Genomic DNA, 16,760 nt, shown 5'->3' with positions numbered 1-16,760 from the left:
TTCGCCCGAGGTCGGCAAGGCAGGAGCGGGTCGCGCCGGGATAGGCGGTTTGTGCGGTTTCCGGTATATTAGTAGATAGCAGGTTGACACGATGACGAGGTGAAGAAGGGAGGGGAGGATGCAACGGCAGGCAACTAAACATTTGCGCACCGGCGACTTGTTCGATGTGCCCGACGTGTGGAAGGCAGACCCGGTCACGGCGTTCGAGGCGTTCGTGACTTCCATGGCGTTCGTCGAGCTCTCGCAGCGCCGGCCCAAACAGAGCGACCCTGTCGCGCGAGACAAGCCCAAGGGCGCGTATCCCCTGCGCGCCTCCAGCGCCAAGGTCTATTGCCACATGTGGCAGCGCTTCATGCGCTGGTGCAAGGAAACCGATGCGCCGTTCTGGATGCTGACCAAGGACGGCATCGAGGCCTTTCTTGAGGAGCGCGGACCCGACGGCAACCGCCTGATTCAGTCCGCCACCATCCGGCGCCAGTACGTGACCATGCTCGAGCGCATCTACAAGCACCTGCAGATCGTCCCGAATCCCGCCCTGGGCGCGAACTTCGACATGGCCGACTCCACCCAGCTGCGCGGGCGCAATGAAGACACCGTGACGTTGACCGCGGAGCAGCAGCAGGCTTTTCTCGATGCCTTGCCCTTCGTGGCGACCAATCCCGACGACCCGATGGCCGGCTGGGAAGTGCGGCGCGACCGGGCAGTCCAGGCAATGATGCTGGGCGCCGGGCTGAAGGTCTCCGAAGTCATGGGCCTGTACACCGCCAATGTGCAGGTCGATCGGCGCGACAAGGATGGGTGCGTGCCGGTCGAAGTGTCCCCAGCCTCCGCTGGCGGCACCGTCATCTGGCACACGACGCTCTTGCGCCCGCCGGCGGCGGCGATCGTGCTGGACTGGATTGCCGAGCGCAAGACGCTGCCCGTTCGCGGCATGCTGCTTTTTCCGACCTGGCGCGGCACCCGGCTAGACAAGACCTGGATCTACCGCAAGACGCGCGAGACGTATGCCGCCGCTGGGCTGGAGGTGCCGCGGCGCGGAGGGCGCACCCTGCGCAATACCTATGCGGTGTCGCAGCTGGCGGCAGGCACGGCGCCTGCGGATGTCACGGCGCAGTTGGGGCATCGTACACAGCGTGCGCTGGAGACCTATACGACGGCGTTGGAAAAGCAGCGCAGGAAAGCACAACGAAGGGGCGCTTCGCCTGACAAGGAAGTACCAATCTAAATTCGTAACAGGCGATATGCAGAGAAAAAGATATGTACCCCGCAGACCTCGCCAGCATATGCAGACGGCGCTCAGGAAACAAATCTTAAATCGGCGCGGTTCATGCTGATCAATTTAAAGGCGTTTTTGAAATGACTGAAAATTACTGGTGGTTTTCTAGCGTCACTACAGCAGGGCTACTTGCCGCAGCCGCATGGCTTTCCCGCGAGTGGATAAGTGCGCGATTGACGAAAACGATTCAGCATGAATTCGACCTGAAGCTCGAAAAGGTGCGAGCGGAGATTCGAGACAGTGAGGAGAAGTTGAAGGCCAGAATTCGTGAAAAGGAAGGTGAGATAGCTGCGCTTCGAAGCGGAGCACTCTCTGCCTTGGCAACAAGACAAGCAGCAATCGATAAGCGCCGCCTTGAAGCGATTGATCAACTTTGGAACGCCTTCAATGTGCTCGGACCCGTGCGCTCGCTCGCCGCTGCCATGACACTCATCAAGTTCGAGTCTGCTGCCCAAATCGCCGAACGCGATCCAAACGCGAGGAAAATGTTCGAAATGATGGGCGCAGGTCTTGACTTAACAAAACTCGATCACAGTGATGCGGACAAGGCGCGACCTTTCGTGACTCCAATGGCTTGGGCTGTCTACGTCGCCATACGCGCGGTAGCAATGCACGGCGCGATTAGATGGATGATATTGAAGGGTGGGCTTGGACAAAAGGACTTAGGGGATACCGAACAAGTGCGAACGCTTGTGGTAAAGGTCCTTCCGCATTACGAGAACTATCTTAAGGAACATGGCTTTGCAGTTTATGACCAAGTGCTGCGGGCGCTTGAAGACGAACTTTTGAAAGAGCTCAACGCAATGATGTCGGGCGTTGAAGCTGATAAGGCGACCCTAGAGCGCGCTGCCGATATTATTCGAAAAGCAAACGACTTGCAGCAAGCAGTAATTGACAGAGCGGGCGAAGCCAAGTAAATGGCATACGGACCAAAAGAACCCCGCAAGGCAAGAAGTCTTACGGGTTGAGTGGTTTAGGGCAATGCACCTGCGGTCAGCAAGGCACACTCGGTCGACCTGATCGTCAAGAGAAGCGTGTAATGGCAGCCCTTGTGCTGGCTCAGTTCGCGGGAGAATAATAGCTGCATTGCGCAGGCGGCATCTAAAACACATTGCCGCAAACAGCCAATCCAAGGTAAAGGAAAACCATGAGACATCAACACCGCTATCGCAGGGGCGACCTAGTCGAGGACATTCAACTTGGCGGCTTGCCTTACCGCGTAGAGAGGCTTCTCTTGGATGCGGATACCGACGTTGGCCTGTACGTGCTTAAACGCGTGGACAGCAACACAGAACTGCTCCGTAATGCCAAACTGGTTGATAACACGGAATGTTTTCAGCTTCACCAGAGGCAGGAATAGGCAGGTTCTACCGCTTCAAAGTCGAATACAGCACACCGCAACGCGAGACCATGGCGGGTTTTCGGTTAGAGCGGCGCAACGGCTGAGATCAGGGAGCTAGGCCGGCCGAGGAAAAATCCTTGGGCGTAGCGCACATTCAGCGCGCGCAGCACATCCATTTCCAACTCAGTTTCGACGCCTTCCGCGACGACCTTGCAACGGGTTTGCTCCGCAAAGCCGATCACGGCCGCCGCCAGGGCGCGCGCATCCGGGTTCTTGTCGATGCGCTGGATCAGGCTGCCATCAAGCTTGATGATGTCGGGTTTGAGCTTCAGGATGTGCCGGAAGCTGGCATACCCTGCGCCGGCGTCGTCGACCGCGATGCGCATGCCACGCTCGCGCAAGGGCGCAAGGCGCGTTGACAGCGACAGGTAGTCGTTCACCAGGGCGTGTTCCGTGATCTCCAGCACGAACCGGTCTAACGGGGCATGGGCAAAGAATTCCTGCACCGCAGGGCTGAGCAGCAGTGCGGGCGACACATTCAGCGACAGGTAAGTGTCGTCGCCAACATGCGGCAGTGCCTTGATCGCCTTTTTCAAGACCGCGATCTCCAATTCCTCCTGACGGCCGACGATGGCCGCGTCAACGAACCATTGATCTGGCGGGCGGTCCGGGGACACAAGGAAGCGTGCCAAGGCTTCATGACCCGCCACACGGTTTTCCTGGATATCGATGATCGGCTGGTAGAACACCGTGAAACTATCCTCCGACAGGATCGCATCAATGCGCGCATTCATTTCTTGATGCGGCGCATCGGTGGCTTCGCGCTCAAGCACCCTGCCCACAAATTCGGCGAATAGACGCAATGTGGTCAGGTGATGATCGGTCGGGGTGTCGATCGCTCGGTGACTAAAACAACAGAATGTGCCGTACAGCGCGCCATCGCTGAACCGGATGGGCACGCCAAGATATACCCCAATGCCCAGCTTGGCGGTGATCGGAAGGTTGCTCGCCTCCTGGTTCAGGATGACGTCTTCCAGGAACTCGGGTAGCCGCCCATCGAGTATGCGCTGACAGTATGTTTCCTCAATCGGGTCTGAGCCACCTACCTCGATGGGCGCAAATTGCTGCTTGGAATCGACGTAGCGGAAGATACGTCGTCCGCCGTGGAATTCAGCGATGAAGGCGACTTCCATGCCCAAAAGCTTGCGTACCGATTGCAGCGCCTCCGAGACGATCACACTGGATGGCGCGGCAGTGGGTCCATTCGACACCTGTTGGCCTTGAAGATTTTTCCCGTTCTTGTTTGCAATTGTGGTATTCATGGCAGAGAGATTCACAATCTAGCTGTCTTGAACAGAGGATCTCGGGTGCTACAACAAATATATTTACGGTGGCAGCTCCCGCAATCCGACCGATGCTGACGTAGCAGTCAAAGAAAAGTATAGACCATCAGTACCGCAAAGACAGCTATCTCGAAGAGCAAAGCTCCCTTAAAAGGTGCAATGTAGCTGCACGACCAAGGTTTGAAGCGTGGACTTGTCCGAAGTTGTGACGGAATAAAAGCAACGACGGAAAACATTCTTGAAAGCGATGAAAGTTGCAACGTTGAACCTGCGCCATGGCGGCGGCACACGCGTTGTCGCGCTCGCGGCACGACTGGCTGCGTTGGACTGCGACGTCCTGGTGCTCACGGAATTCCGCTGCAACCGTCATGGACAATGGCTGGAGCAAACCCTCGCGCACAGCGGATATCACCACTTCATGGCCATCGTTGCGCCGGAAAAAACGAATACTGTGGCCATTGCTTCGCGTCTGCCTTTCACGTTCGATGACACGGTTTGCCAAGGCATGGAATTGCGATCTCGATTACTGCCCGTTGCCATTGGCTCCTTGCGGCTGGTCGGCGCGTATTTCCCCCAAGGGCGCCACAAGCGTCCGGTCTTCGATTGGCTGCTCCATGAAGGATTGGCGTGGATGGGCGACGATGGCATCGTGCTGGGCGATCTCAATACCGGGTTGCACGGTATCGACGAGGCCGGCCATACCTTTGCAGAAACCGCGCGCTTCAGGCAACTGGGAACTGGCCCCTTGGTTGACGCCTGGCGCACTCGCCATGGTGATGCGCGCCAGTTCAGCTGGTACAGCAATCACGGCAACGGATTCCGCATCGATCATCTCTTTTGCACGCAACGACGTTACGACCTTCTGCAGGCGATTGCCTATGACCACGCTCCCCGGTTAAGCGGAGAATCCGACCACGCAGCCCTCATCGCCATGTTCCACTCGACGACATAAGTGCAGGCTATTGAGAAAGACGGCAAAAGAAAAAACCCGCAAGGCAAAAGCCTTACGGGTTGGGTGGTTCAGGGCAAGGCCCTTTCGGTCAGCAAGGCACGCCCGGCTGCCGTGATCGTCAAGAGCGAAGCATAGTGCAGACTCTTGTGCTGGTTCGGCTTCCACTGGATGAGTCCCAGCTTCAACAAGCGCTCACGGCAGGCCTTCGGATAGAAGTCGGAATCCACGCCCCCGCCATTGCTGGCCAGGGCATCCCGCAGCAAGCGCTTGTCGGTGCGGGTAAGGACTTCGTAGCTAAGCATGGCAGGCCGTCTAAAACGGCACCGGGTCAACCAGGTTGATGCGCTGCAGGCAGGCCTGCTTGAACGCCTCGATCGCCTTCGGGTGCTTGAAAATCTTCTCCGCCATGTTCAGCGCAGACTGGAGCCGCACCACGTCTTCGATGGTCTGCATCGCCGCGACCTTCTGATCCAGCACGGCCTTTTCTTCAGCCGGGATGGCATCGCCCTGCAGCTCGGCGATACGGGCCTTGCACGCCTGCGTGAACTGCTCGACCGACTTCGGATGCTTGAAGATGGTAGTCGCCATCTTGATCGCGGTGTCGATCATCGTCGCGTCCGTCACCTGGGCCATTTTCTGGATCTTGGCATCCAGTACCGCTTTTTCGGCGGCGGGAATCTCGCTCTGCGACGCAGTGGCTGCCCCGGCAGCGCCTGCCTGCGCGGATTGAGCGCCTTGTGCACCAGCCTGCGCCTCCTGTGTGGCGCCGGAAGATGCCGCCACCGGTGACGCGCCAGGCGACACTTGTGCCTTGTGGTCCTTGTAGACCTCGCGGGCATCGTTGACGTACTTGTTGTCGTCGAAGCGGCCGAGGAACACGTCCGCGCCAAAGCCAAGCAGCGACAGGCACTTGCTCATCGCGTCGGTTAGCGACTTTTTCGGGGCTTCCTCGTCGGTGAACGGGCCGTACTTGTTCTTGCCGATGAACGTCGTCTGGCCGTACTGGATGACCGCGCCGACAGCGGGTCTGCCGTCAGGCTGCTTTTCCGTGGTCGAGCGGTACCACAGGCGCACGCGGACCACGTGGATGACTTCGCGGCAGGTCGTCGTGCCGTTGGGCGCGATGATCGGAGCGCCGTCGACGTACTTCTCATCTTCGATCTCGATGCCCCAGCCGATGCCCATCGGGCCGAAGACCGCGGTGGCCAGCTGCGCGAGGTAGGTGGAATTGATTGACGTACCGGAAAAACCGCCGCCACGGGTAAAACCCTTGGTGTGCGCCGGATCGGGCGTGCGAACGCCGTTCCACAGGGTCAGGTTGTCGGGGTTGACCACCGGTGTTTGCGTTGCCGCAGTATCATTGGTCTTAGCCATGTTTTACTCCTAGAAGTGAATGGCCATGCGGTTCGCATGGTGCCCGACATGCGCGCAAAAAAATAAGTGCAGGGAGGTTGTCAATGGCGAAAAGCCGCTCACGACAAATCTTAAACGTAGTAAAATTTCCTAAAATGGATATTTTCTACGAGGCTTCCATGAGCGCCACTTCCGCTGATGCGATTACTCCTGCCGTCAACCAGGTCAGCGGCGTGCTCACGTCCGTCCAGATCTACAACGGACGCTGGGGCCGCGGCTATGTGCGGCTGGACGACGATGCCTATCTCACCGTGACCGGCGAAGCGCTGAATGGGCTTAGCGAGGGCAACCGCTACCGCTTCGACGGCAAGGTGGTCGTCCATGCGAAGTTCGGCACGCAGTTCGAGTGCCGCGCGGCCGTGATCGAGATCCCGCTGTCCGAGGATGCGCTGGTGCGCCACCTGAAGAAGAATTTCAAGGGCGTCGGTGAAGCCACCGCAAAGAAGCTGGTCGCCTCCTATGGCGGCAACCTCGCCGCGCTGCGCGACACCCTCGTCTCCAACCCGTATTCACTGGACTTTTCGGCGGTGACGCGCCGCAAGGTCGCCGTGCAGGGCGGGGAGGACCTGAAAGGCCTGATCTACCGCGACCTGTCCACCCGCATCGGCATCACGGGGGTGAAAGACAGCATCCTGCGCAAGTTGGCCGAGTGGCTGGTGCCGCAGGTCGAGGAAGCCGCCGATCCGGTGGCTGCCGCCTGGGCGCAGTTCTCCGCCGACCCCTACCAAGCCATTCAGTACTTGGACGGCTATGGCTTCGCCGCTGCCGACCAGATCGCGCTGCGCTCCATCGGCTTTCCGCGCTTTCATGAGTTCCGCATGGCGGCGCTGGCCACGCACGCGCTGCGCGAAGGCTGCGAGCAGAACGGACACACGTTCCTGACGCTGGATAACGTGTTCGAGCGCATTTCGGCGGTCGACACCGACGTCTCCCCGGAGAAGGCCATGGCCGCCGCCGAAGCCCGGTCCGAGCCGATCATCGTGGAAGAGGGCCGCTACTACCCGCGCCACCTGTGGCATGCGGAAAAGGCACTCGCAGCCAACCTTGCCACACGGGCGCTGCAGATGGGCGAGCCGATCGTCAGGATGGCCGAGGACCGCCTGTTCCATGAAATCGCGATGGCTGAAAAAATGCTGTCGCAGCCGGAAAAGCCGTTCAAGCTGGACGAGAGCCAGCACAGGGCCGTGGTCGGCATCCTGACCTCGACGCACCGGGTGCATACGCTGACTGCCGGCCCCGGCTGCGGCAAGACCGCGCTGATGGAAATCCTCGTTCACGTGGTGCGCGACAAGAAAATCCTTTTCTGCGCGCCCACGGGCAAGGCCGCAAAGGTGCTCTCATCGCGCGTCAAACGCTTTAACTTGTCGGCGTCGACCATCCATTTGATGCTGGGCGTGACCGTCGAGGGCTTCCAGTACAACGAGGAAAACCCGCTGGATGCGGACATCATCATTGCCGACGAGTCGTCGATGGATGACCTGATGCTGGCGCGCGCCCTGATGGATGCGGTGCCCTACAACGCCCACATCATCTTCTTGGGCGACACCGACCAGTTACCCTCCGTCGGACCCGGCCAGGTGCTGGCGAACCTGCTGCAGATGCCGTTGAACCACCACCGGCTGTCGGTAACCCACCGCAATGACGGCGGCATCCTCGATGTCGTGCGCCAGGCGGGCAGCGGCTGGGTCGATTGCGTGAACCGCCCTGACGTGACGTTTTCCCACGGCCTGCCGGCCCCGGACGACGTGGGCATCACGCGCGTGGTGAACGCCTATGTCAATGCGATCAACCGCTGCGGTATTTCCCGCGTCGGGCTGCTCATGCCCCGCCGCAAGGGCGACATCCATACGCCGGGCTGGAACACGACCTACCTGAACGAGCTGCTGCGCGTCAAACTCAATCCGGACGGTGCCAGGGTGGTTGGCACGACGCTGCGCCTGGGCGACCGCATCATCATCCGCAAGAACCTGCTGCTGGAGCAAGGCGAGGACAAGGACGGCAAGAAGGTGGTCGAGCAGGTAGTCAATGGCGACACCGGCTTCATCCGCGAGTGCCACGTCGACCAGACGGGAACGTCGGTTGCGCACCTGTACCTGGAGCTCGATGACGGAAGGAGCATCAAATTCCCCGGCAAGGAGCTTGAAGCGATCGGGCTGGCGTATGCGATGACGGTACACGCCGCCCAAGGCTCGGAATACGACGTGGTGATCTTCGTCTGCACCAACGGCTCGCCAACCTTCGTGCACCGCGGGATCGTCTATACGGCGTTTTCCCGGGCCAAGGTCAAGCTGCTTGTGCTGGGCGAGGACAATGTCATTCGCCAGATCGTCAAGCGCGACATCCCGCAGAGAAACAGCATGCTGGTCGAGCGAATGCGCGCGGCCATGCGCCGCATCCAGAAGGCTGGCGGGGTCGCCTGAGCGTGCAAGACGAAAACATTATTTCGTTTTTTGGATTTCGGGTATAAAAGCAGGATCGAACCGGCCGTGCGGGGATAAGCGCGGACATTTTTTTCTTCCCGCCTTCGAAAAGGCGAAGCAAGAAAATCTGACTTTCGGTCAGAAAAACCACAGTTTTTTGCAAAAAGGCGACGTAAAACACGAATTCCGTGTGTTCCATAGTGACGGCACACACAACTAGTAACACTGCCTTGACCATCAGTTGACAGCCCTTTTGTAGGGCATAAACTCTTTCCTAACGGCAACAAGCCGTACAAACAATACTAAAAACGAGGGAAGCCTATGCATGCTGGGAAACTGCCGCTCGTCGATGACGACGCGGTCATTGAGGTCAGCGCCGAATGGAAGTCCGCGACCTGCGACCTTTTCAATCTATCCACACCGGAAGCGGTTTTCGACCGCATGTGCGAGATGGCAAAGTGGCTCGACTACGAACACTGCTCGCTGACCGCCTGGTTACCGACAGCCATCGAAGGCAGTTCGGTGCGCGAATACCGTTTCACCACCTTTCCAAAGGGTTGGGAAGACCTGCGCAAGACTCCGCATAATCCATTGACAGACACACTCATCACCCGTCCAATGACTGGACTTCTTCCACAGGTACTTGACCGCGGGCTAAGGTGGAGTCATGTCATTCAGTCTATCTACGCTACCGGCTTGTACAGCGGAGCGATGAGCGCCTTTCACCACGACGGCATTGTCGTGTCGCTTGGCTGGGGCACTGCCAAGAAATGGGAAGAGCATCCGCAAGACCCGAACTACGTGCTCGCGTGCCTGAAATTCCACGGCAAGATCGTCGCGCGTGTCATGGGCCCATTGTGCCTGCCGCGCATGATTGGACAGGAACCACTGTCTGGTAGCGAGCTCGATGTCCTGCGCATGGCAGCAGCTGGGTTTTCGGTGGAGCAGACCGCCAAATTACTGCATTGCTCAGAGCCGGCGGTCAACAAGTGGCGATCCAGTGCGACCAAGAAGCTGGGCGCTGCGAACACCTTGCATGCCACTGTTCTCGCAAACGGTGCCGGGCTGTTTATGAACGATAAGCGCAACTTCCCATCTCACCAGCCAAGCATGGATGACGCCGCAGCTTAAGATCCGAGAAGCGCCAGTCTACGTTGCAATTCTTCAATGCGTAATTTCAACATCTATATAGTTTTTTACCTTGTAAGCACCGCGAAAGAAAAGTATCTTTGCACCTGTCCGCTTGCTCAGGGGCAATAACAAAAAGAGTGATTCGCTCTTCCAGTGCGAAGCGACTGTTGCGAAGCAATACCATGCATTTGCCAACGATTCGCTTGCTGCGTCTGCCTGAACCGGCGGGCGACATCAACCGGAACGTCCTCACCTTATTGTTAGTCGAATCGGGCTACGCCCGGACCGACGTCACAAACATAAACATGTGGCAATGACCGCATGACCGGGGTCCGCATCGCGGAGACATCTGGGAACAGGCCGGCAATGCCGGTACTGTAAGGCACTGTGGGATGACGCCAAAGAAGGCGCATCCTCGCTGATAGAGGAAGAGGGAACCATCATGTTGCGCATTGGCACTAGCTTCGCCACGTATTTCTTGAAAGAAGTTCCGCAAGTCAAGCAGGACGCCTTCACCATCGTTTGCCGCTCTGGTAACTTCAAAAACACCACGCCTCGGGTTAGCAAATTAGCCTTGACCCAGCCTGCGGAAAACGACCCCGCACCCGTGGATGCTATCGCCCCCGCTGACGCTCGGCCAGCCGCCCAGTTTCCGCTCGTCTGCTTGAGCTAACACCTGCAGGGCGCGCACATGCGCCCGCCGCTCCCTTTCCAGTCAAGGCATGAAAAAGCCGGCTCGACAATGAGCCAGGGCGAACTGTTGCCTGTTGAAACCGGAGGCGGTGTCAATGCCAGGAATTGAACGCGCGCCCCTCTTTCATTGTCTTGCAATTAACATGAGAACATTCAGCAGCTTCGGCTTGAGCCACATTGATATCCCGGCCAACCTCAAGATGGTCATGGACGCGATCCATCCCCAAGACGTTCGCAACGAGGGGCTAATCGAACGGCTGGTGGCGCCACGCACGGCGAAAAACGATGCCGCATGGGATCCGTGCACTCGCGTGGTCTGTCCGCCGCTTCCGCAATCGTTCCTGCAGCGCTATCTTGACCAGGCGCTGACACGTCGAATGTCCACTCTTGCCAAGGCACCACGCCGGGTGTACTGTATGGATGCACAGAAAGGAGAAGAAAATGAACACATTTCTGCAAGTCGTCCAGACCGCCGCGCGTGACGCAGTGCGCATGTACTTTGCGCCGTTAGTCGGCGCCTTCCAAGCCATGCGTGACGAGATCCGCCGCTGAAAGCAAGCTGTATCGAAAAAAGCCGCCGCTAGGGCGGCTTTTTTTCGCCTGTACTCCCGCCAATCGCGTGCCGGCCACATTTATTTTTTCCCCGTATCTCCTCCCGTTATGCAATGACGCATGCAGCAATTGAGGAGAAAAAATGAATAACGAAAAATGGTGGACCCCGATCGTGCGCTTTGGCGTGCACGTCATGGTTGGTCTGGTCATCTTCCTGGTCATCGCGGCTGCCGCGATTGGCCTGGATGTGCTGGTGGAACGGTTGGCAGAGTTTGGCGCCAACAAATTCACCGTCAAGTTGCTGGGACTGTTGGCAGATGCTCTGTTGCTAACCGACTCAGTGTGTTTTGTTGCGCACCTGTTGCAATCGGTGCTCAAAGCAATCCGGGAGATTTTTAAAAAATGAACCCTTTGTTTCAGGAGATAACCGCAGCAGCGGCTGAGAGCCCGCGGATGTTCTTCGGCCCCGTCATCGGCGCGGTGAAGTCGATCATCCACGAATGCCGCACCGACTCGCGCTCGCGAATCGACGTTGCGACCCGAAAGCCTGAACCGCACAAGCGTCTGGGCCTGTGATCAACCTGCCGCACGCTGTCTTCGGACACGTGCGGCTTTTCTTTTTTCCGGCCATCTCCTGCACTTTGCCAATTCCGGCAAAGACCATCCCAGGAGATATGCCATGTTCCTTTTCGCAGAAGTATCCTTTCCCGCGCAGGCCCTGCAAGTCGCGGCCATCCGAATGGCCGTCGCCGAGTTCGACCGGTACCATGTTGTCCTGGCGCGTCCCGACAGCACGATGGTCACAATCGAGGATTGCGATGACGGCCGCCACCTCTGCTATGGCTTTCTGAAAACGCTCGACGCCCACAAGGTCCCGTACGACTTCAAATACCTGTTGTGGGGCCAACCGAGCGAACAGACCGACCATATTCGTTTCGACAAGCGCGGCAAGCGCATCGTCTATGAGACCTCCATCGCCGATGATGCCCTGGGCCGGTTCGCCGAGTCCGTGCTCGAATTGATCCGGCAGGGCAAGACACAGCACGCCACCGCCATGCTCGAGCAGCAGTGCGCCATGACCTACCTGCGCACCGGCAACCAGCCCAGGATGGCTGCCTGATCGACGTCCAAGCCGCCACTTTTGACCACCCCCATGCGCCGCCCGGATCCGTCCGGCGGCGCATTGCTGTTTACATTTTTTTTTCCAAACATATCGACTCACTTCGACAACGCAACACGGGCTGCAGGCTGTTTCGCCGCCCCGCGCCTTATCTGGCCACGGTCCCTGCCGACGGTACAGACCCGATTTTTTCGTGAGCGGCTCGGCCGCACCTCTACCACCCATTTCACTTTTCCGGAGGCTTCTCATGATCACCAATTGCTCGCTCGCCGTGTTCTTTACCAAGGAATACGTCGCCCGCCCGCAAGTCCAGCAACCTGCCAACGTCGTCGCGCTGTTTCAGCCACAGCCGCCGGCAACAGGCACCGCTCCCCACCGTCCCGGCCAGAAAGTTCTGTCTCAATAAGCAGTCTGCCCGGTCCCTTTCACTCCTCTTCGTCCACCGTCCCCCAAGGCCGGTGGACATTTTTTTTTCCCCGCATGTCCTGCCGCTACGTCGATATTGGCGCAGCTTTTTCTTTTTTAAGGGGAACGCAATGCACCAGCTCATTATGAAATCCACGACCACCGTTGTTTTTGGTTCCGCCGCCATGATGATCATGCACGGCAAACCGAGCATGGCTGTCGTCTATCTTCTGCTGACCGGCACTGCGTACCTGGCTCATCGCTGGACGCATGCTTAAAGGAGAACCAGATGTCTTTGCAAAAGACGAATCCGCCGGATACAGTGCAGGTTCCGCCTGCAGTGCCTCCACCGGAGATTGATATGCCCAAAAGCTTTACTTTTTCGCTCGATGACATCAATTCCGTCTTCGGAATCTCGGCCGACACGCTGAGCGCCTTGGCCCACAGCCATGGCGTATCCGAACAGGAATTGATCATTCGTGCGGTGACGCAGCTGGCCCGAGCCGAGATCCCCGATCTCGATCTGGATGCACCGCGCCTGTCGCCTGAGCAAGTCGCACAGCTCATGCAACGCAGGGTAAAGCTTGAGGAATCCCGCCAATCCAACGGCGCCAACCTCAAGGATGTGTTTCTCGACTTGTTGAGCGAGCAAGGAGATGCAGATGCAGACGATTCCCGCCCTCAGCATGGGGGACATACTTAGATGTTGGTGGCCGCAGGATGCCCACCTGGTTCCCGGCCCGAAGCTCCGACCAGTCTTCGTTCTGGGCGAAACAATGGAGAACGCGCAGCGCCATGTGCTGGTTGCCTACGGTACAACACATTGCGAAGCCGAGCGCGAGTCTTCCAATGGCGGCGACGTCATTGTGAAAGCTGGCGCTGATGTGAAAGGCATGTTGACGGCGGATACCCGCTTTGATTTCAACTATCTTTGCTTGATTCCGGCAACCGCAGTCTGGTTTGCCGCTGGAGAGTCCCCGGTGCAGGTTACGTCGTTGCCGGGATCGATGTTCCGCCTCGTCGCGGACGCGATGCGATATGCGGGCATTGCTCGCATCTTGAGACGCCATAACGTGCGCCTTTGACTAAACGACCCCGTTGCCTACAGGTGACGGGGTTTTTCTTTTGGCACTCGCTAACCCGTTGAATCCACAACGCTTTTTTCGTCGCAAAAAACATCTTTTTTTCCATACATACCGACCACTATGATAATTGATGGCGGAGCTTTCTCTGCCGGAAAGCAGATTTTCTGCTTAGAGGACGCGAGGCAGCCTTTGGCCAGCCGCGTTGTGTATAGAGTTCTTGCGCGAAGCGCGGAGATACACGTTTCTTCGGAAACCGAGATTTGTTCATGACACACAATGAACGCCTGTCTGATCGGCATCTTGATCAGGACGATACCGGTGCGTTTGCGCCTTGGCCTCTTCTCGCGGCCTAACCCGAGACCCTCCCAGAGGATTCCGCTTGCGGTACTGGGATTTTTATTGATGCGCGCCTGCGCCTTGGATGCACATTCGGTGCTCTGTTATTGCGCTCCTGCGCCTGTGATCCAGCCAGGTGACAACGTCGCTGCTTTGATCCAACTAACTCCCCTCGGTCTTCGGACCTTGGGGAGTTTTTCATTTGAAAGCGGGTTTCAGGAAATGTCTTGAACGCCCTTGTACTTAAATTTCGCGCCAGGGCAGCAGCACGGCCGCGGCGCGTCCACGCGCACCAGGATCATCTGATCCGCACCGCACCCCTGGCACTGATGGACGAAATAGCGGCCCTTTTTTCGTTCCGCCGATACGCTACTTGATTGCTCGCTCGGATGGTCACGCGTGACCATCGAAGAAGTAGTAAAGAAATCAGACATAGAAAATTCAGCAGGGACGTGCGCAGCGCAGGGATGTTGTGAGGATACTAGGATTGAGAAGGGCGCACTAGCGAGGATGCGCGGTTGCAACAGTCGATCCTCGCCGGTGCTTCAGCTTCGATTCGGAAGCATCAGCGTGCCATCAGGCGTTCGAGTTTGGCCACCACGCGATTAAAGTTGTGGTTCTTCCCTTGTACGTTATCGATCAAGGTCGGGACAAAGGACAAGGGGATCGCCGCCATCAGAAATGTCCTGACCATCACCATCTTGCTTGGGAGGACCACATCCCCCGCCATATCCCATGCGGCCACCATGCACAGGGCAACGCACATGATCTCGATAGCGAGCGCAAGAGATGCTGGCGCAGACATGAATTTTTGAGATTCCATTCCAATCCTTTTCGACTTGTTTCGAGGCTGATCTGCTATTGCACTGGTCCTCCCGCCTCGCAAAGAACGACCAATTCCGAACACGCCGCAGCGTCAGCCAGCGAACGCTCAATCCCAAGGCGTGCGCAGCGGCGTAATCCCGCTTCGCATCAGTGAAAAAATCCGGGCCGCATCCTTGCTTGGGAGCCGGGCAATTTCTGCATCGTCGCCATCAGAGAGCAACAACCAATCTTCCATACCAGTCTTCGACGGCGGACAGTTCTCCGTGAAACTGGCCAGCGTCGTGCAAAACCACCGCGCCTGTTCGCTCAGATCGTGATCGGCAATTTCCCGCACCAATGCGATCGCTCTTGCTGCATCCGCGAGAAACCAGAGCACCAGGTCGTCGACCTGGTCACGCCATTGCGCGACCACCGTGTTGACGACGCCTTCCGGCAGCGCATCCAGGTCGAGGACCGCGCCAAGCGCCGGCGCGTTTGTGTCTTTGGCGATCAAAAAAATCTTAGCCATCGTGCAATCCTTCGGCATCGACCATGACGTTGTCCTTGCCGGACCGCTTGACCCGGTACATTGCGCTGTCCGCCCGGGAGATGGCATCTGCAATGGGCTCGCCGGCATCGACGACCGTGACACCAATCGACAACGTCACGCCGTGCAGGTTGCGCTTGGCTGCGGTCGCGCGCATCCGCTGCACCACCTTCTGCGCACGCTCCACATCAGTTTTGGCAAGATAGACAACAAATTCGTCCCCGCCCCAACGCGCGGCGAAGTCGCCAGCACGAATGCAGCCTTGTATGACGTCCGAGACATCCTTCAGCACCTGATCGCCGGCGTCGTGTCCGTGCGTGTCATTGACCTGTTTGAAGTTGTCGAGGTCCAGCAGGAGAAGCGCCCCACGATGTCCGAGGCCACGGCGCAACGCTCCGGAGAAGCCACCGCGCGTGAGCAACCCTGTCAGGGTGTCATGTTCGGCCTGATCGACCAGGCCTTCGACCATGCTCGACAGCCCATTGGACACGGCGCCACCGCAGGCGAGTTCCAGTGCCGCAGCATGCGCCGCATTGGCGGCATCCTGTAGTTCATGCCCCTGCAGCAGCATCTCGATTACCGCCACCGCGAACGGGTAATCGAGCAATGCCGACCCGCCTTCGGTTTCCGGCGGCAGGACGCGGGTGCGCTCGCCGTCAGGGTGGTAGATCACGCCGCCGCCGCGGCCGCGCGCCAGAAACACCATGGTTTCCATCCGATGCGCGATCTCGGACGCATCAGCCAAGTCTGTTTCCTCCAACAAGCTTTCGAGCTCGAGCGGCGAAAGCACCAAGGCGGTCAGCTTGCCGGCCAGCGGGAGAAGCTTTGCGGCCAGTTCTGGCGCCACGCCGAATGCGACCATGGGTATCGACAGCGCCTCGGCGCTCTCTCCAAGATCTGCAATCGTTTGAAGAGACAGCGTCGCATCCATATAGAGCGCATGCACACCATTCAGGGCCTGCCGCAATCGCTGCGCGCCAAACTGGTGACTGGATATCGGGATGGACGCGACATGCCCGGTCTGCCCGTGAGCGCCGAACCGTACTTCCGCCCCGATATCCATGCCTGCCACTTCATCTGGTATCAACTGAATGCCAGCCGAAGCAATGTGCGCCCCCAGCAGTCGGGACAACTCGGACGCGTTCCACGCGGTCAACAGACGCGGTACGGTATCGAGCCGGGATAGGCAGCTGGCTGTCTCGTAGGCGGTACCGCCCACGCTGATGTCGATTTTCCCGTTGCCAGCGCGCGCGGGCGCGGTCGCCCCGGTCTGGATGACCAGGTGGGCGGATCCGGCGACGAGAACAACGCGGGGCAGGGAGGACATGTCGGGCATGACCG

At 58.5% G+C, this 16,760-nt stretch carries 19 protein-coding genes; 13 read left to right on the top strand and 6 right to left on the bottom strand.

Annotated elements, in window-relative coordinates:
• Positions 1–118: 118 nt before the first annotated feature.
• Both G3574_RS20340 and G3574_RS20335 read left to right on the top strand, forming a co-directional pair.
• Positions 119–1,225 (top strand): tyrosine-type recombinase/integrase, encoded by a 1,107-nt coding sequence (locus tag G3574_RS20340; RefSeq protein WP_163967286.1) that lies wholly within the window; start codon positions 119–121, stop codon positions 1,223–1,225.
• A gap of 131 nt (positions 1,226–1,356) precedes the next feature.
• Complete coding sequence (locus tag G3574_RS20335) at positions 1,357–2,193, top strand: hypothetical protein (RefSeq protein ID WP_163967283.1); 837 nt, start codon at positions 1,357–1,359, stop codon at positions 2,191–2,193.
• 508 nt (positions 2,194–2,701) lie between these two features.
• On the opposite strand, the gene G3574_RS20330 is transcribed toward G3574_RS20335, so the two are convergent.
• The gene (locus G3574_RS20330; RefSeq protein ID WP_163967281.1) at positions 2,702–3,940 is read right to left on the bottom strand and encodes a sensor domain-containing phosphodiesterase; all 1,239 of its coding nucleotides are present in this window, start codon (positions 3,938–3,940) and stop codon (positions 2,702–2,704) included.
• Positions 3,941–4,208: 268 nt separating this feature from the next.
• On the opposite strand from G3574_RS20330, the gene G3574_RS20325 reads away from it, so the two are divergent.
• Entirely contained in the window at positions 4,209–4,913 is a 705-nt protein-coding gene (locus G3574_RS20325) for an endonuclease/exonuclease/phosphatase family protein (RefSeq protein ID WP_235953530.1), read from the top strand.
• Positions 4,914–4,981: 68 nt separating this feature from the next.
• On the opposite strand, the gene G3574_RS20320 is transcribed toward G3574_RS20325, so the two are convergent.
• Complete coding sequence (locus tag G3574_RS20320; protein WP_163967278.1) at positions 4,982–5,215, bottom strand: hypothetical protein; 234 nt, start codon at positions 5,213–5,215, stop codon at positions 4,982–4,984.
• 10 nt (positions 5,216–5,225) lie between these two features.
• On the bottom strand, positions 5,226–6,287 hold the full coding sequence (locus G3574_RS20315; RefSeq protein WP_163967276.1) for a hypothetical protein: 1,062 nt from the start codon (positions 6,285–6,287) through the stop codon (positions 5,226–5,228).
• A 158-nt stretch (positions 6,288–6,445) separates the two neighbouring features.
• On the opposite strand from G3574_RS20315, the gene G3574_RS20310 reads away from it, so the two are divergent.
• The 10 genes from G3574_RS20310 to G3574_RS20265 all read left to right on the top strand — a co-directional run bounded on the left by G3574_RS20310 (position 6,446) and on the right by G3574_RS20265 (position 13,732).
• Positions 6,446–8,746 (top strand): AAA family ATPase, encoded by a 2,301-nt coding sequence (locus G3574_RS20310; protein WP_163967273.1) that lies wholly within the window; start codon positions 6,446–6,448, stop codon positions 8,744–8,746.
• Between the two features lie 321 nt (positions 8,747–9,067).
• Positions 9,068–9,877: a helix-turn-helix domain-containing protein gene (locus G3574_RS20305; RefSeq protein ID WP_163967271.1), complete on the top strand. Its 810-nt coding sequence runs from the start codon at positions 9,068–9,070 to the stop codon at positions 9,875–9,877.
• 836 nt (positions 9,878–10,713) lie between these two features.
• Positions 10,714–11,052 (top strand): hypothetical protein, encoded by a 339-nt coding sequence (locus G3574_RS20300; RefSeq protein WP_163967270.1) that lies wholly within the window; start codon positions 10,714–10,716, stop codon positions 11,050–11,052.
• Positions 11,053–11,264: 212 nt separating this feature from the next.
• Entirely contained in the window at positions 11,265–11,528 is a 264-nt protein-coding gene (locus G3574_RS20295) for a hypothetical protein (protein WP_163967268.1), read from the top strand.
• Positions 11,525–11,698, top strand: a complete 174-nt coding sequence (locus tag G3574_RS20290) for a hypothetical protein (protein WP_163967266.1) — start codon at positions 11,525–11,527, stop codon at positions 11,696–11,698. The genes G3574_RS20295 and G3574_RS20290 overlap by 4 nt, the downstream gene beginning before the upstream one ends.
• Positions 11,699–11,801: 103 nt before the next feature.
• Positions 11,802–12,242, top strand: coding sequence for a hypothetical protein (locus G3574_RS20285; RefSeq protein WP_163967264.1), 441 nt, complete (start codon positions 11,802–11,804; stop codon positions 12,240–12,242).
• 247 nt (positions 12,243–12,489) lie between these two features.
• Positions 12,490–12,648, top strand: a complete 159-nt coding sequence (locus G3574_RS20280; protein ID WP_163967262.1) for a hypothetical protein — start codon at positions 12,490–12,492, stop codon at positions 12,646–12,648.
• A 130-nt stretch (positions 12,649–12,778) separates the two neighbouring features.
• Entirely contained in the window at positions 12,779–12,925 is a 147-nt protein-coding gene (locus G3574_RS20275) for a hypothetical protein (protein ID WP_163967260.1), read from the top strand.
• 11 nt (positions 12,926–12,936) lie between these two features.
• On the top strand, positions 12,937–13,350 hold the full coding sequence (locus G3574_RS20270) for a hypothetical protein (RefSeq protein WP_163967258.1): 414 nt from the start codon (positions 12,937–12,939) through the stop codon (positions 13,348–13,350).
• Positions 13,310–13,732, top strand: a complete 423-nt coding sequence (locus tag G3574_RS20265) for a hypothetical protein (protein ID WP_163967256.1) — start codon at positions 13,310–13,312, stop codon at positions 13,730–13,732. Before G3574_RS20270 ends, G3574_RS20265 begins: the two co-directional genes overlap by 41 nt.
• Positions 13,733–14,633: 901 nt before the next feature.
• Here G3574_RS20265 and G3574_RS20260 read toward each other — a convergent pair.
• The 3 genes from G3574_RS20260 to G3574_RS20250 form a co-directional block, all read right to left on the bottom strand.
• Complete coding sequence (locus tag G3574_RS20260; RefSeq protein WP_163967254.1) at positions 14,634–14,891, bottom strand: hypothetical protein; 258 nt, start codon at positions 14,889–14,891, stop codon at positions 14,634–14,636.
• 108 nt (positions 14,892–14,999) lie between these two features.
• On the bottom strand, positions 15,000–15,401 hold the full coding sequence (locus tag G3574_RS20255; protein ID WP_163967252.1) for a hypothetical protein: 402 nt from the start codon (positions 15,399–15,401) through the stop codon (positions 15,000–15,002).
• On the bottom strand, positions 15,394–16,746 hold the full coding sequence (locus G3574_RS20250; RefSeq protein ID WP_163967250.1) for a GGDEF domain-containing protein: 1,353 nt from the start codon (positions 16,744–16,746) through the stop codon (positions 15,394–15,396). Before G3574_RS20250 ends, G3574_RS20255 begins: the two co-directional genes overlap by 8 nt.
• Positions 16,747–16,760: the final 14 nt, after the last annotated feature.

The sequence above is a fragment of the Noviherbaspirillum galbum genome (assembly GCF_010974945.1).
Lineage (GTDB): Bacteria > Pseudomonadota > Gammaproteobacteria > Burkholderiales > Burkholderiaceae_D > Noviherbaspirillum > Noviherbaspirillum galbum.
The sequence above is the reverse complement of the archived record's forward strand: the minus strand, read 5'-3'. Positions and strand labels throughout refer to the sequence as shown.

Bases quoted from the DNA above. Each gene is read 5' to 3' on its own strand.
- G3574_RS20275 (WP_163967260.1), top strand. From the start codon at position 12,779: ATGCACCAGCTCATTATGAAATCCACGACCACCGTTGTTTTTGGTTCC.
- G3574_RS20260 (WP_163967254.1), bottom strand. From the start codon at position 14,891: ATGGAATCTCAAAAATTCATGTCTGCGCCAGCATCTCTTGCGCTCGCT.
- G3574_RS20270 (WP_163967258.1), top strand. From the start codon at position 12,937: ATGTCTTTGCAAAAGACGAATCCGCCGGATACAGTGCAGGTTCCGCCT.
- G3574_RS20325 (WP_235953530.1), top strand. From the start codon at position 4,209: ATGAAAGTTGCAACGTTGAACCTGCGCCATGGCGGCGGCACACGCGTT.
- G3574_RS20320 (WP_163967278.1), bottom strand. From the start codon at position 5,215: ATGCTTAGCTACGAAGTCCTTACCCGCACCGACAAGCGCTTGCTGCGG.
- G3574_RS20315 (WP_163967276.1), bottom strand. From the start codon at position 6,287: ATGGCTAAGACCAATGATACTGCGGCAACGCAAACACCGGTGGTCAAC.
- G3574_RS20255 (WP_163967252.1), bottom strand. From the start codon at position 15,401: ATGGCTAAGATTTTTTTGATCGCCAAAGACACAAACGCGCCGGCGCTT.
- G3574_RS20280 (WP_163967262.1), top strand. From the start codon at position 12,490: ATGATCACCAATTGCTCGCTCGCCGTGTTCTTTACCAAGGAATACGTC.
- G3574_RS20340 (WP_163967286.1), top strand. From the start codon at position 119: ATGCAACGGCAGGCAACTAAACATTTGCGCACCGGCGACTTGTTCGAT.
- G3574_RS20310 (WP_163967273.1), top strand. From the start codon at position 6,446: ATGAGCGCCACTTCCGCTGATGCGATTACTCCTGCCGTCAACCAGGTC.
- G3574_RS20285 (WP_163967264.1), top strand. From the start codon at position 11,802: ATGTTCCTTTTCGCAGAAGTATCCTTTCCCGCGCAGGCCCTGCAAGTC.
- G3574_RS20300 (WP_163967270.1), top strand. From the start codon at position 10,714: ATGAGAACATTCAGCAGCTTCGGCTTGAGCCACATTGATATCCCGGCC.
- G3574_RS20330 (WP_163967281.1), bottom strand. From the start codon at position 3,940: ATGAATACCACAATTGCAAACAAGAACGGGAAAAATCTTCAAGGCCAA.
- G3574_RS20265 (WP_163967256.1), top strand. From the start codon at position 13,310: ATGCAGACGATTCCCGCCCTCAGCATGGGGGACATACTTAGATGTTGG.
- G3574_RS20295 (WP_163967268.1), top strand. From the start codon at position 11,265: ATGAATAACGAAAAATGGTGGACCCCGATCGTGCGCTTTGGCGTGCAC.
- G3574_RS20305 (WP_163967271.1), top strand. From the start codon at position 9,068: ATGCATGCTGGGAAACTGCCGCTCGTCGATGACGACGCGGTCATTGAG.
- G3574_RS20290 (WP_163967266.1), top strand. From the start codon at position 11,525: ATGAACCCTTTGTTTCAGGAGATAACCGCAGCAGCGGCTGAGAGCCCG.
- G3574_RS20250 (WP_163967250.1), bottom strand. From the start codon at position 16,746: ATGTCCTCCCTGCCCCGCGTTGTTCTCGTCGCCGGATCCGCCCACCTG.
- G3574_RS20335 (WP_163967283.1), top strand. From the start codon at position 1,357: ATGACTGAAAATTACTGGTGGTTTTCTAGCGTCACTACAGCAGGGCTA.